The 14,830-nt window shown below is 59.1% G+C and carries 10 protein-coding genes; 6 read left to right on the forward strand and 4 right to left on the reverse strand.

What is annotated here, in order from left to right:
* Nucleotides 1-31: 31 nt before the first annotated feature.
* On the forward strand, nucleotides 32-949 hold the full coding sequence (metR, locus tag TU73_RS10890; protein ID WP_057012200.1) for a transcriptional regulator MetR: 918 nt from the start codon (nucleotides 32-34) through the stop codon (nucleotides 947-949).
* Between the two features lie 498 nt (nucleotides 950-1,447).
* Here metR and TU73_RS10895 read toward each other — a convergent pair whose 3' ends face one another.
* Entirely contained in the window at nucleotides 1,448-1,945 is a 498-nt protein-coding gene (locus TU73_RS10895; RefSeq protein ID WP_057012176.1) for a GNAT family N-acetyltransferase, read from the reverse strand.
* Nucleotides 1,942-2,352: an NUDIX hydrolase gene (locus TU73_RS10900; protein ID WP_057012177.1), complete on the reverse strand. Its 411-nt coding sequence runs from the start codon at nucleotides 2,350-2,352 to the stop codon at nucleotides 1,942-1,944. Before TU73_RS10900 ends, TU73_RS10895 begins: the two co-directional genes overlap by 4 nt.
* Nucleotides 2,353-2,549: 197 nt before the next feature.
* On the opposite strand from TU73_RS10900, the gene TU73_RS10905 reads away from it, so the two are divergent.
* A complete protein-coding gene (locus tag TU73_RS10905; protein WP_057012178.1) occupies nucleotides 2,550-6,665 on the forward strand; it encodes a DUF6543 domain-containing protein in 4,116 nt (1,371 codons plus the stop codon).
* Here TU73_RS10905 and nosR read toward each other — a convergent pair whose 3' ends face one another.
* The gene (gene nosR / locus TU73_RS10910; protein WP_057012179.1) at nucleotides 6,666-7,979 is read right to left on the reverse strand and encodes a response regulator c-di-GMP phosphodiesterase, NosR family; all 1,314 of its coding nucleotides are present in this window, start codon (nucleotides 7,977-7,979) and stop codon (nucleotides 6,666-6,668) included.
* Between the two features lie 198 nt (nucleotides 7,980-8,177).
* On the opposite strand from nosR, the gene TU73_RS10915 reads away from it, so the two are divergent.
* Genes TU73_RS10915 through TU73_RS10930 form a run of 4 tightly spaced genes read left to right on the forward strand, consistent with a single transcriptional unit; the run spans nucleotide 8,178 to nucleotide 14,236 of the window.
* On the forward strand, nucleotides 8,178-10,052 hold the full coding sequence (locus TU73_RS10915; protein WP_057012180.1) for a putative bifunctional diguanylate cyclase/phosphodiesterase: 1,875 nt from the start codon (nucleotides 8,178-8,180) through the stop codon (nucleotides 10,050-10,052).
* Between the two features lie 25 nt (nucleotides 10,053-10,077).
* On the forward strand, nucleotides 10,078-11,046 hold the full coding sequence (locus TU73_RS10920; protein ID WP_057012181.1) for a cytochrome-c peroxidase: 969 nt from the start codon (nucleotides 10,078-10,080) through the stop codon (nucleotides 11,044-11,046).
* Complete coding sequence (locus tag TU73_RS10925; RefSeq protein WP_057012201.1) at nucleotides 11,043-12,860, forward strand: DAHL domain-containing protein; 1,818 nt, start codon at nucleotides 11,043-11,045, stop codon at nucleotides 12,858-12,860. Before TU73_RS10920 ends, TU73_RS10925 begins: the two co-directional genes overlap by 4 nt.
* Complete coding sequence (locus tag TU73_RS10930; RefSeq protein ID WP_057012182.1) at nucleotides 12,857-14,236, forward strand: ATP-binding protein; 1,380 nt, start codon at nucleotides 12,857-12,859, stop codon at nucleotides 14,234-14,236. The genes TU73_RS10925 and TU73_RS10930 overlap by 4 nt, the downstream gene beginning before the upstream one ends.
* A gap of 20 nt (nucleotides 14,237-14,256) precedes the next feature.
* Here the strand turns inward: TU73_RS10930 and TU73_RS10935 are convergent, their stop codons facing one another.
* A complete protein-coding gene (locus tag TU73_RS10935; RefSeq protein WP_016970719.1) occupies nucleotides 14,257-14,529 on the reverse strand; it encodes a type B 50S ribosomal protein L31 in 273 nt (90 codons plus the stop codon).
* Nucleotides 14,530-14,830 lie beyond the last annotated feature (301 nt).

Raw genomic sequence — 14,830 nt, forward strand, 5'->3', positions numbered from 1 at the left:
TTGAACACAAATTCTGCTCATGGAGGCCACCGTGCTGGAAATACGCCACCTCAAGACCCTGCACGCCTTACGTGAAGCCGACAGCCTGGTGGAAGCCGCTGAGCGCCTGCACCTGACCCAGTCCGCTCTGTCCCACCAGTTCAAAGAGCTGGAAGAGCGCCTGGGCATGCAGCTGTTCGTGCGCAAAACCAAGCCGCTGCGCTTCACCAGCGCCGGCCTGCGCCTGCTGCAATTGGCCGATGCCACCCTGCCGCTGCTGCGCGGCGCCGAGCGGGACATTGCGCGTTTGGCCGGTGGTACCGCCGGGCGGCTGCACATGGCGATCGAGTGCCACAGCTGCTTCCAGTGGCTGATGCCGACCATCGACCAGTTCCGCGATGCCTGGCCGGAAGTCGAGCTGGACCTGGCCTCGGGTTTTGCCTTCGCGCCGCTGCCAGCGCTGGCCCGTGGCGACCTGGACCTGGTGGTGACCTCCGACCCGCTGGAACTGCCGGGCATCACCTACGTGCCACTGTTCACCTACGAAGCCATGCTGGCCGTGGCCAACCAGCATGCGCTGGCGAACAAGTCCTACATCGTCCCGGAAGACCTGCTGACAGAGACCCTGATCACCTACCCGGTGGAACGTGACCGCCTGGATATCTTCACCCGCTTTCTTGAACCGGCCGACGTCGAACCCGCCCAGGTGCGGACCTCGGAGTTGACCGTGATGATGATGCAACTGGTGGCCAGCGGCCGTGGGGTGTGCGGCATGCCCCATTGGGCACTGCATGAATACAGCTCACGCGGGTATGTGAAGGCCAAGCGTTTGGGTGAGAAAGGGTTGTTCGCCACGTTGTATGCAGGCATTCGTGCCGACATGCTGGATGCGCCCTATATGCGCGACTTCTTGCTGACGGCCAAGGACACGTCGTTTTCCACATTGGATGGGGTCAGCGCCGTGCGTTGAGCGGGCTTGTGTGGGAGCCGGGCTTGCCCGCGATGCAGGCACCGCGGTGGTTCAGTTACGCCGTGGTGATGCCATCGCAGCATGGGTATCTACACAACTTTGGTACGCCGCTGCTCCTATGCAAGGGTGCTTGCTGCCTGGCAGCTTATAGCTATCTAACTGATGCACCGCGATCCAAATGTGGGAGGGGGCTTGCCCCCGATGGCGGCCTGACAGCCGACCAGGATGTTGGATCAGACTGAGTACATATCCGTTATTTAGGTAACGGCCACTTAGGGTTCCGCCCTTACGGCGGCTAAACCGCCATCCCTGCCGGTTTACCCCCCAAATCCCTGTCGAATTCCGGCCAGCGTGGTTTAACGGGGCGCCTAAGATCAAAAGCAGATCAAGAGCGGCTCGCTTCGCATCGTGGTTACGGTTGAGTCGGCTGATATAAAGTTGTGTAGATACCTATGGCCATCGCAGGCAAGCCAGCTCCCACAGTGAACTTCAGTCAACCTATAGTTCGCGCCACATATGGATCTTGTCGAAATACTCGACGCCCACCCGCACCGCCAAAGGTTCCAGGCCGTACTGGATAAACCCGCACCGCCGGTAGAGCGCAAAGGCTGCGTCATTGCCGGCGGTGACGGTCAGTTGAATCAGCTTGAGGCGAGGATGTTGGCGTGCCTCTTCGAGCGCCGCTTCCACCAGCTGGCGCCCCAACCCTTGCTGTTGATAAGCCTCGGTCACGTACATACCGAACAAGGTCACCTTGTGCCGTGCCTTTTCCCGGGGCTCGAACGCCAGGCCGACAATGCCCGCCAACTGATCGCCCTCGAACGCGCCAAGCAGCCGGTCCAGCGGGCTGTCGAGGCGCTTCTCCCACCAGCTCAACGGCATCGCCGCGCGCTCAGCCACGCTGGAGGTGAACGCCTGCGGGTAAGCGCTGTAAGCCTCGAGCATCAACGCCCGATAGGCTTGCGCATCGTGGGTGAGCAGTTGACGGATCATCAATCGGTAGCCAGCGAATCGCGATAGAACGGCAGGATCAAATCGCGCGTCAGAGGTGCCAGGTGCAGGCCGCCGTCGCCCGCAGGATCGATCCAGCATATTTCTTCGATCTCCGCAGCAGGGGCCACCACCTCGTTGACCTGCATTTGGAACAGCTCGGCCTGCACGGTAAACCCGGGTTCATTGGCGGCAGGCGCCGAGAACTGTCCTAGGTAGACGGCGGTACCCGGATCGATGCGCAAGTTCAACTCCTCATACAATTCACGAGCAAGCGCCTCGACGGGTTGTTCACCGGCGTCGATCTTGCCACCAGGCTGCATGAAGGCCTGGGTACCGCGCTTGCGTACCAGCAGAGTCTGACCATCGTCGCGGATCAACAGCGCGGCGGCAATGCGGATTTTTTTGGCCATGGGAAGCCCTTCCCCTCAGATTAAAAAGTCGTCAAGGATCCCATGCACAGTCGGCGCAAGCAACTCGCTCACCACGACGACATTTTGCCGACATACATGCACCGCAAGGCCCACTGCCGCCAACTCTACACTCGCAAACTCAATTTAAGCCGCGCTCGCCGCCCCTGTGCGCCATGCCCTTTTACAAGAGTTTATCCATGCATATTTCCGCTCAAGAACCGTCTGCCGACGAACCACAACCGCAGCAGGCCGATGAACAACTGAATGACCTCATCCGTAAACTCGACCAGCTCAATGCCCAGACATCACAGTTGATCCAGCAACAGCCCAGTGTGGGCGGCGTATACCAGCAACAACTGGCAGAGATGTTTCCCGATGTGCATTTGCCCATCGATCCAAATCAGATTTTTTACAGTCGCTATCGCGAGGTCCAGGACGGGCAGAAGCAATTACTGTCCTGCGAATCTCTGGGCTCGCTGCTGACCAGGTTACGCGCCCCGGATGCCAAGACCTATCTGACCGAAGAGAGTGGTGCTTTCTACCGGCAATGCGACACGCTGGACGCTGACCAGCGCCTCAGCGCCACTGCCTCGCCGGCGATCTTGGCCGTCAGGCTGGAAATGGCCATTACCCAGAGCCTGAACACATTTTGGGAATCCGCCGAGCCTGGTCAACCCACTCCAGAGTCACAACTGATCGCATTGCGTCGCCAGGTGCTGGCTCAACAACTGGCATTGCGCACACTGGATGGCACGCTGTCGGCCCAAGGCCGGGCGCTGGCGGACGCGGTTCTCAAATATCCCAGTGATGCGGCGCGGGAAAAGGCGCTCGCCGCCGAAAACCGGCCGCAGGTCTATCAGTTGGCACTGGAGGACGGCAGTGAGTTCGCCGCAGCCTTCATCCTGAGCCCCCCACACGACACGTCTGCCAAGGGCCGCGTGATGCTGTATAGCCCGAGCGAAGAGTTTGAGGAATTTGACAACCTGCAACGTTTGAATGAAACCGTCTCGGCGCGCATAGCAGAAGGTGGCCCGGCAGGCCAACTGCTGATCGCCAGCCTGTTGAACGCCTCGGGCGCCGCTCTGAGCGGTGCATACATGCTGGCGGCACAACCCCCACGGATCAGCACAGACGTGATTGCAGCCAGTGTTCGCTCACTGCGCATGCTGCAACATTATGCGATCCGTTACGCCGTGCGCAGGGCAGTATTGCCGGAGCCAGACGAGCTCGATCGGGTTGCAGACCTGGCGCTGCAACTGGATGTCGCCGGCGCTTTCGCCGCACGCAACCTGCGCCTGGTGGACGTAGAACCGACGTGGTTGAAAACCGTCAGTGCGCAAGATCAAGCCCTTTACCGACAACTGGACAAGGCGTTGCTCGACAGTAACCAGGTGCTTATTCCGTTACTCGAGAACATATCGAGCCTGGAGGCGTTCTCTGAAACGGAAACCGACAGGGTACTCAAAACCCAGAAACCGGCGTATGCCGACGTGGACGTCGACACTTACAGAAGCCTGGTGTATTTGCGTGCGTCAGCGGAGCAGGCATCCAGGTCGGTGGAGGTGCGCGGCTATCGCGACATAGACAGCGCCGTCGTCTACGTCAGCGAAGACCCCAAAATCGATATCCCGCAGTTTTTACAGGGTAAACACCTGACGTGGGGCACCTGGAGGACCTCCGTTCTCGTAGACCTGCGCACATTGGCCAGTTATGCCCGACGCAACGTCGAACCGTTTTCCGTGGGCGGCCTGCTGACAACGATCAGCGCTACCGCCAGTATCGTCGACACCGCCGGCGTCCAGCATGGCAGGCTCGGCAATAGCGATTTGCGTGCGCTCGCCCAGGCGGCCGACATTGGTCAGAAATACGACACATACCTGCGCAGCGCCTTCGCGCACAGTGGCGCCGGGCGCACCTTCGCCACCGCCTGGCAAAATGCCTGTGCGGCGCAATTGAACCTGGATGCCCTTGAGGCTCGGCTGAACCCCGATGCCCATAAGCTGTTTACCTTTCACACCCCCGGCAGCGGGCTCGACTGGATACAGGCGATAGCGCTGCACCCCGACTCAACCAACCGCCCCAAAGTCAGCGACCACGATATAGAGGTCAACCTGCTGGTAATGGGCGGTGCGCAAGCCAGGGGGCAAGGTGGGCAAGTGATCAATCGCGTGCTGGTCATCAATCGCAAGGGCACCCAGCCATCCGGGGTCAGTGTGCTGTATACACCGCAGTCACCGGATGGCATGCCCTTCAGGGAGCTGGCCAACGGCCTGGCAGACCTGGATACGCTTAAGGCAAAACCCGAATGGCAGGCTTACTTCAGGCCGCGAATGGCGACTCAGGATGCACAGGAAGTTGAACGCATTTTCAACGATAAGCGCGATGTACACCGTTATGTCTTGACGCCCATCACCGGGCATTTGCATGCGTACTTGTATTCGGCGCAACTGGGCTTTCAACTGGCGCACGCCGATTACCGTACCCGCAGCAATGCGCAGATTTTGCGCGAATCGGTGGTGAACACCCTTATGTTTGGCGTTGATGCAGCCGATTTGCTGGTGGGACTGATCCCCGGTAAGGCCACGCTGTCGCTGCTGCGTCGAGGTATCAATCGTGGCCTGGCCCTGTCCAAACGGCTGGGGCGTCGGCTCCCTGGGCTGGTCAAGAAAATCGGTACTGATAAGCACACCAGCATCGTGCTGACCAAGGCCTCAATCCGCCCGTTGGAACCGGCCTGGGTCGATGTGGCGCCGTATCGGTTGCCTGAACGAATCGAGGCGTTCTTTGACGTCGAGGAGTTTGCCCTAACTCACCGATACAAGTTGTCACGCCAGTCCGGCAGCGCGCCGTTTTTTTTGGACAAACACAATAACCAGTTCATCGCAATGCGCGACCAGACAGGCCGCTATCACCTGTATCAATCCTATGTGGACGACGGCGCACGCTATGTAAAAGACCCGGCGGGCAACAAGGTGGACTTTATGGTCGTGCCGGGAGACGCAAAAAGCTGGAAGCCGCGCTTCCAACGCAACGCCCAAGGCGGCGGTTCCGTTCTAGGTGCCCTGCGCGCTCCTCTCACCCCTGAACAGCAAGTGGATGCGGACCTGATCGCCGCCACACGGATTTTCGCAACAAACGAACGGGAGATGCGCGACTTCTTGAGCGTCATAGAACAAACCGGCGCCTCCCAGAAACTCAACTTGATCACGCACGCCCGACAACGGCTCGGCGACCTTGATGAAGCTGAATTTCGTCGTTGGCTGTCGAACCAGAAACGCTTGAGCCGCGCCAATCAGGAGCGATTACATAACGCCCTGTTAAACCTGCGGTTCGAACTGGCCACGCTTGAACATATACACCTGTCGACACAGCACTTTACGCCCCCTCTATCTGCGCTGGACAAGGAGGAACTGTTTAAAAAAGTCAAAAGGCTCATTGGCAAAAACGACAACTTCAACAAACAAATCAGAACTTCGATTGCCGTTGCCGACCCCGATACAGGCGCACAGTTTGTCGGGTATGCCATCACGAATAAACACCAGACGGCGATGGATAAATTCTCGGCTAAATATGAACTTGCTACCTGGCGAGACGCTGCGCTAATAGAATTTGCAAACGATCCCGCACGCCTCGCACGCATTCATGAACTCGCCTCAAATCTCGGCATTACACGACAAGAGGCGACCTATCGATTCTTATTGCTGCCTGAGACCCAAGAAACCCTGAAGGCATTCCTCAGAGATACCGTCAAGGCAAAACTCGCCAGGCTTCAAGTCCCCTCCTTTTCAGAAGATTTCAAAAAAGCCGGCATTCCCTATATCGCCCTATCCCGAGGCCAGCCTGGTGCAGGCGCTGGCGTAGCCATGGTGGACAGTCAAGACGTCACAGCTTTTGAAAAAGCCCTGCCCAAGTTTTCAACGCCTCTGGAGTTTGAAGTGCCCCGCGCTCAAACCCATAGGGTTGACAGGCCAGGGCTGCCACCGCAAGTCGTCCCGGAAGTTCTGCCCACTCGCGATCCACTGATCAACATCGTGAAGCTGGATGATCTGGCGCAAACCCAGAAAAAACTCCTGCCCGCCTCCGCCACCGCCAAACTTGAGCAAATCACCCAGGATATCCAGGCCGGCCGTCTCAGCCGCAAGCGAATAGGTAACTTCACCTATGTCGATCTGCCCCAGGTACAGGCAGGCTCGGGCCGTGGTCTCTGGCGCGTGGCAATTGAACAAAACGGCATAGAAGACGGCAAAGATGTCTACATCATCAGGGGCATCTTTGATTACCACGGCAGCAAGCACGTAGCCTGGGGCGTATAGCTACAGGAGTGGCGCCACCTCGTCGGGCATCTTGATAAACACACTGTACTTGGCGCCCTCCATGGCCTCGAACGCGATCAGCTTGTCCACCAGCGGCAAGTTCAGTACCTTGCCGGCATTGAGCAATAACATGCCGTTGTCGGCATTGAGGTTGCGCGCCAGCACCATACCGGCTTCCAGCTCACGGGTGGTGAGGACTTTGACCGTAGGATCACCCAGGGTCACATCGCTGAGGAAAGCCGCGCAGGCTTGCACAAAATCTTCCACCAGCGCCGGGTCATACAGGCGCCCGGCGTACTTGCGGATATACAACAGCGCTTCGTCGCTGTTGAGGTGCCGCTCCAGGATCAAGCCTTTCTGCAATTCGATAAAGTCCACCGCCAGCTTCAGCAGCCGTGAGCCGGGCGGGATCGTATCGCCCTTGAGGTGGTCGGGAAACCCCGTGCCGTCCCAACGTTCCTGGTGATGACGAATGATGCGCGCCGCGTCCTTCATCGGTTCCAGGGTCATCAACAGCGACTCGCTTTGCGCCGGATACTCCCGGTACAACCCACGGTCGGTGCTATACAGCTTGTCCGACGGTGCAATCATCATGCTGTCGGTCCAGCTCAACTTGCCGATGTTGTACAACGCGGCGGCCATGGTCAGGTCACGGGTGCTGGCTTCGTCCATGGCCTGGGCGGCGCAGTACACCCGAATCAACTCGATCAGCGCGCGGTTGGTCTGTTTATCCTTGGGCAAGCGCAGGTTGGCCAGCAGCGAAAACACTTCGGTGCCGGTCACGTAGCTGCGCTTGAGCTCGTCGTAGGCCAGGTCGAGCATGTCGGCGGTTTGTTGCAATTCGGCGGTACGCGCCGCCACGCGTTTTTCCAGGGTGGTGTTGAGCAGCTTGAGTTGTTCGGTCTGATCCCGAGCCAGGCGCTCAAGCCGTTGATGCTCAAGGGTCTGCTGCAACACCAGCTGCAACTCATCGTCACTCCAGGGTTTGCTGATGTAGCGGTGGATCTGCCCGTCGTTGATCGCCTTGATGATGGTGGTGAGGTCGGCGTAGCCGGTGAGCAGGATGCGGCTGGTGGCGGGATACAGCCGGTGGACCTCGGCCAGCAGCGTGGCGCCGTCCATGCCGGGCATGCGCGCATCGCTCATCACCAGATCGATGGGCCGGGTCGCCATAATCTCAAGCGCCTGGGCGCCGCTGGTGGCCAACACCACATCATAGGGCTGGCCGCGCAACAGGCGGCGCAGGCTGTTAAGGATCGACTCTTCATCGTCGACCAGCAAAACGGCGGGCTTCGTAGCGAGTTGTTCTTCCATGGCGACTCTGCCTTCAAATTAAACGAAGTTAAGCTAAATTGAATCCGCGCAATACAAAGCGCGATTGATTTGACGCCAACTGGCCGTCGATATCAAGGGAACTCAACTATGCTGCATTGCATGTTGTGTCCCGTTCTGTTGTCGAGCCAGGGAAGGAGTTGTCATGCTATCAAGCCTTTTGCATGTACCGAGCGCGCCATGAAGACGGCGTCGGGCCGGGCCAACCGGCGCATCCTGATCGTCGACGACACCGCTTCGATCCACCAGGATTTTCGCAAGATCCTCTGTGCCGACGAGCACGGCGAGCCCTCCCTCGACACCCTGGAGTCCGCCCTGTTCGGTACCACGGCGCCGGTGCGCCAGGCGTTTGACCTGGATTCCGCCTACCAGGGCCAGGAAGCCTTGACGCTGGTCAAGAAAGCCGTGGATGCCCACTTGCCTTACGCCATGGTGTTTATCGACATGCGCATGCCCCCTGGCTGGGACGGCCTGCATACCGTCGAACAGTTGTGGGAGGTGGATCCCAACCTGCAAATTGCTCTGTGCACGGCCTATTCCGATTATTCCTTTGAGGCCATCGAAGCGCGACTGAAATACAACGATCAACTGCTGATCCTGAAAAAGCCCTTCGACCACCTGGAAATCCGCCAGATGGCCAGCGCCCTGACCTGGAAATGGCAACTGGCCCAGGACGCGGCCCTCAAGGTAATCAGCCTGGAGCACACCATTGAGGAGCGCGTACAGGAGCTGCTCAAGGTCTCGCATTTGTTGCAATACGACGCGTTGACAGAGTTACCCAACAGCACGTTGCTGGGCGACCGCCTGACGCAGGCGATCGCTTTGGGCCGCAGGCACGACACGCAACTGGCGGTAATGTTTCTGGGGCTCGACCGCTTCAAGCGCATCAACAACGCCCTGGGCTATCCGGCGGGCGACGAGGTGCTTGCGCAAGTCAGCCTGAGCCTGGTAGCGGCGGTGCGGGCGTCAGATTCGGTATTTCGTTACGGCTCCGACGAATTCGTGGTGCTGCTCAACGATATCCAGCATCCCCAGCAAACCCAGCACATTGCGCAAAAGGTGCTCAATGCCGTCAGCGCGACTCGCCATGTCGCGGGGCATGACCTGAGTGTGAGCGCCAGCCTTGGCATCAGTATTTACCCCAATGACAGCGATAATGCCGTGGGCTTGCTCAAGCACGCTGAAACCGCCATGCGCACCAGCAAAGAACGCGGCCCGGGCGATTTGAGCTTTTACACACAAGACATGAACCTGCGCGCCCAGCACCAGCAAAACCTGGAAAGCGCGATCCGCCAGGCGCTGGACCGCGATGAGTTTGTGCTGCACTACCAGCCCAAGCTGGCGCTGGAGTCCGGGCGTATCGTCGGAGCCGAAGCGCTGACACGCTGGTTTCAACCGCAGTCGGGTTGGATCAGCCCGGCGGATTTCATTCCGGTCGCCGAAGACAGCGGCCTGATCGTGCGCCTGACCCAATGGGTATTGCGCCAAGCCTGCGCACAAGCCCAAGAATGGCGCGAGATGGGCCTGGCGCCCTTGTGCATGTCGGTGAATATCTCGGCGATCGACTTTCGCCAACGGGACTTCGTCGACAACCTGGCCGCTATCCTCAAAGAAACCGGCCTGCCACCCACCCAGCTGGAACTGGAAATCACCGAAAGCGTGCTGATGCAGAACGTCGATGAAACCGTGGAGACCCTGCAAAAGATCAAAGCCATGGGCATCCGCCTGACCCTGGATGATTTCGGTACCGGTTATTCAAGCCTCAGCTACCTGCGGCGCTTTCCCATCGATGTGCTGAAGATCGACCAATCCTTCGTGCGTGGCCTCAGCGTAAATAGCCAGGACGAACAGCTGATCAGCGCTATCATCGGCATGGGCAAGAGCCTGGAGCTGAACATCATTGCCGAAGGGGTGGAAACCGTCGAACAACTGAATTTTCTCAAAGCCCAGCGATGTGAAGAGGGCCAGGGTTTTCTGTTCAGCAAGGCGTTGCCGCCCAAGGATTTCGTCCAGTTGCTGCAAACGGGTCGCGCAACACTGATGCCCGACCAATAGCCATAGGCCTGCAAGGAGTGCTCGCTTGAGCAACGTCGTAAACCACCGTTTTGGCCTGATGTTCGCGTTGTGCCTGGGCACCGGCGCACCGCTGTCGGCCGCGCCGCTGAACGAAGCGCTCAAGCCATTGCCGCCGGTTCCAGTACTGGACCCGGCCAAGGTAGAGCTGGGTCGCCAGCTGTTCAACGAGCCACGCTTGTCGGTCAACAACACATTGTCCTGTGCCAGCTGCCACCAACTGACAACCGGTGGCGCCGACAACAAGCCGTTCTCCATTGGCTTCGATGGCAAACCAGTGCAGATCAATACCCCTTCGGTGTTCAACGCCAGCCTGAACTTCAAACAGTTCTGGAACGGTCGGGTGGACACGCTGGAAGCCCAGGTCGCACAGGTGGTGATCAGCCCGGTGGAAATGGGCAGCGACTGGAACACCGTGGTGCACAACCTGGCCGCCCTGCCCGCCTACCAGAACGCGTTCAAACAGGCCTACCCCGATGGCGTCACCGCTTCCAATGTGCAAAACGCCCTGGCCACCTATGAGCGCACGCTGCTGACACCGAACTCGCGGTTTGACCAATACTTGCTGGGTAACACCGAAATCCTGACCACCCAGGAAAAATACGGCTACCAACGCTTCAAGGACTACGGCTGCATTGCCTGCCACCAGGGCGTGAACATTGGCGGCAACATGTTCCAGAAGTTCGGTGTGATGGGCGACTATTTCGAGAAGCGCGGTAACCCGCTGGAATCGGACCTGGGGCGCTACCTGCTGACCCAGGATGAAGAGGACCGCCATGTGTTCAAGGTGCCCAGCCTGCGCAATGTGGCCGTCACCGCACCCTACTTCCACGACGCCTCGGCCAAGACGCTTGAAGAGGCGGTTGACGTGATGTTCAAGTACCAGTTGGGGCGCAACCCTTCCCAGGAAGACAAGGACCTGATTATCGAGTTTCTCAAGACCCTGACCGGCGAATGGGCGGGCAAGCCGCTATGAGACGAGTGTCACGCCGGCGCACCAGCCAAATACTGCTTGGCCTCATGGCCTTGCTCCTGGCCTCCACCCTGGTGTTTTTGTACCTCAAGTCTTCTCGCGACCAGACAGCCACTTATACCCAGTCGCGGGACTTGATCCGCCAGCTCCAGCAGCTCAATGCCCAGTGGGACAGCGAAGTGCTCAAGGCTCGGATCGCGATTACCCACAACTACGATCCACTGGTCACACCGCTGACGGACATGACCCGCCTATGGTCCGACCTGCAGGGCCGTGACACCTACCACAACCCTGCCGACCTGCCAGGTTGGCAAGCCAGCCAAGCGGAGTATCTGACGGCCATCCAGGAAAAAGCCCGGTTGGTGGACCAGTTCAAGTCCCACAACGCGGTGCTGCGCAACTCCCTGGCCTTTTTGCCGACCGCCGAAGACGACATCCAGGCCCAATTCAATCGCATTAACGATGAAGGCCGACTGCAATTGCAAGGCGTGGCCACCGACACCTACGACCTGCTGCTCAGCAGCCTGGAGTTCGCCCAGGTCACCAGCGACGATCGCGCCGCCGATATCCTGGTGGGCCTGGGCAAACTGGCAATCAACAAAGAGAGCCTGCCCAGTGAGTTCCAGGCGCCGGTGGATATCCTCAGCAATCATATTTCGCTGATTCTGCGCGAACAGCCGGTGGTCAACAGCCTGCTCGAACGGATTGCCGCTGTGCCTGTGGCCGCACGCCTCGATGACCTGACCACCCACCTCAATCAGGACCAGCAGGCCGCGGACCTCGTTGATCATCAGTATCATCGCTACCTGCTGATCTTCTCGACGCTGCTGGTGGTGCTGTTGCTGTACCTGGCGGTCCGTTTGCTGCGCAGTTTCGCCGAGATCAACCGCGTCAACCGTGCCTTGCAGTCAGCCAACGAAACCCTGGAGCAACGGGTGGAGCGGCGCACGCAACAACTCAAGGATGCCCAGAGCGAGCTGATGGACAGCGCCCGCCAGGCCGGCATGGCGGAGATCGCCACCAACGTGTTGCACAACGTCGGCAACGTGCTCAACAGCGTGAATATCTCCGCCGACCTGGTCACCCGCAAACTGCGCAGCAGCAAAGCCCTGGGCCTGGGCAAAGCCATGCAGTTGATCAACGCCCATCAGGGCGATCTGGGTACGTTTCTCACCGAGGATGAAAAGGGCAAATTGCTGCCGGGCTATCTGAACCAGTTGGTCGAAGCGATTGCCGTCGAACAGCAAGGCATGAGCGATGAGCTGACACAACTGAGCAAAAGCGTGGACCACATCAAGGACATCGTCTCGACCCAGCAATCCTATGCGGGCGCGTCTAAGTTGCTGGAGCCGGTCAACATCAGCGCCTTGATGGACGATGCCCTGCGCATGAACGCCGGCGCGCTGAGCCGTCACCATGTCACGGTGCTCAAGGCGTACGCACCGGTGCCGGAAATCCTCGGGGACAAACATCGGTTACTGCTGATCATGGTCAACCTGATCAGCAACGCCAAGTACGCCATGAGCAACCTTTCTGAGCGGCCACGGCAAATTACCCTGACGGTTGAGACGGAGGGCGACGATACGTTGAAGATCAGCGTGAAGGACGACGGCGAAGGCATACCGGCCGAGAACATGACCCGCATCTTCACCCACGGTTTTACCACCCGCAAAGAGGGCCATGGCTTCGGCCTGCACAGCTGCGCCCTGGCCGCCGTGGAAATGAACGGCCAGCTCAGCGCTCACAGCGACGGGCCGGGCCTTGGCGCCGTCTTCACCTTGACCATCCCCCTGACCCTTGCCGGAAGCAGCTCATGAACCAACCTCCCAACCGGCGCATCCTGCTGATCGATGACACACCGTCCATTCATGAGGATTTTCGCAAGATCCTGATGCCCGACGAAGCCTCCACCCAGGCGCTGGATGAGATGGAGTCAGCGTTGTTTGGCGACGCAGCCAAACCTCAAGCCCAGGCGTTCGAGCTGCACTGCGCCTATGGCGGCGAGGAAGGCCTGGGCCTGCTGACCACTGCCATGGCGCAAGAGCAGCCTTATGCGTTGGCCTTCGTTGACATGCGCATGCCCCAGGGGTGGGACGGCGCCAGGACCATTGAAGAACTGTGGAAAGTGGCCCCCGAGTTGCAAGTGGTGGTGTGTACCGCCTATTCGGACTATTCCTGGGAAGACCTGTTGTCTCGCCTGCACGCCTTTGACCGCCTGCTGATCCTGAAAAAGCCGTTCGACAATATCGAAGTCCAGCAAATGGCCAACACCCTGGCTAACAAATGGGACATGGCCCGGCGCGCCTCCCTGCAAACCTCGCAGTTGGAGCAGTTGGTGGAAGAACGCACCCAAGCGCTGCAACTGGAGATCGACGAGCGCAAGCTCCTGGAAAGCCAACTGGTGCAGTCGGAAAAGCTCGCCTCACTGGGGCAACTCGCGGCCGGCGTCGCCCATGAGATCAACAACCCGGTGGGCTTCATTTCGTCCAACCTCAGCACCCTCGACAACTACTTCAAGCAATTGCAACAAATGCTCGATGCCTACCAGCGCAGCGAAGCACACATCGACGCGCCAGAACATCGCGACCCACTCACGGCATTGCGCAGCGAGCTGGAACTGGATTTTCTCAAGGACGACATTCCGATCCTGATCCGCGAATCCAAAGAGGGCATTGGCCGTGTGGTGCAGATCGTCAAGGACCTGAAGAACTTCTCACGGGTGGATAACGGCCAGACCTGGCAGTTCGCCAACCTGCAGCAAGGCATCGACTCGACGCTGAACATCGTCGCCAGCGAACTCAAGTACAAGGCCGATGTGGTCAAGCAATACGCACCGCTGCCGGACATTGAGTGCCTGGCTTCTCAACTAAACCAAGTCGTCATGAACCTGGTGATCAACGCCGCACAAGCCATGGGCCCTGAGCGCGGCACCATTACCATCAGCAACGGGGTGGAAGGCGAAAACGTGTGGCTGGAAGTGGCAGACAACGGCTGCGGAATTGCTCCCGAAACCGTGCAGAAAATCTTCGACCCGTTCTTCACCACCAAGCCGGTGGGCGAAGGCACGGGGCTGGGGTTGTCGTTGTCCTACGGGATCGTCAAGAAACACCGGGGCGATATCAGCGTCAGCAGCGAGGTGGGCAAGGGTACGAAGTTTCGGGTGGTACTGCCGATTCGGCAGACGGCGGCGTAGGGTACGCCGCCGAATCATGCTCATGCGTCAGCTTTTTTTGGACTAGACCCAAACGACGCAAAGCGCTTGTTGAAGCCTGCAATACGGCCTTCGGCCTGGGTCTTGCGCTGTTGGCCGGTGTAGATCGGGTGCGAGGCGCTCGATACGTCCAGCGGGATGTAGGGATAGGTGTTGCCGTCGCTGTGTTTATGGGTGCGATCGCTGTCGGCGGTGGAACCGATAAGGAAGAACACGTCGGCGGCGGTGTCGTGGAACAGCACGGTGCGGTAGTCGGGATGGATACCAGCTTTCATAAGGCCTCCTGGGCATCTGGGTGCAGTTGATGTGTTATACAGTAACACGATAAATGCATCCAAACGAGAACCTATTGCAATAAGGTTAGGCCAAGCGCTTCTATAATAGCCGCTGTTGAGGCCGGCTACAGACTGTCAATTTTAATAGTGGACGAACCGACCCAACCGCCGCCAGTTGTCTATCCCGGGCCAGTCTGTCCCACTGATGGGCATAGGTATCTACACAACTGCGATACGAAGCTGAACCCGTGGCGAGGGAGCTTGCTCCCGTGACGGCCTGACAGTCGGCGCCTATCTCCCT

The sequence above is a fragment of the Pseudomonas libanensis genome, from assembly GCF_001439685.1.
Lineage (GTDB): Bacteria > Pseudomonadota > Gammaproteobacteria > Pseudomonadales > Pseudomonadaceae > Aquipseudomonas > Aquipseudomonas libanensis.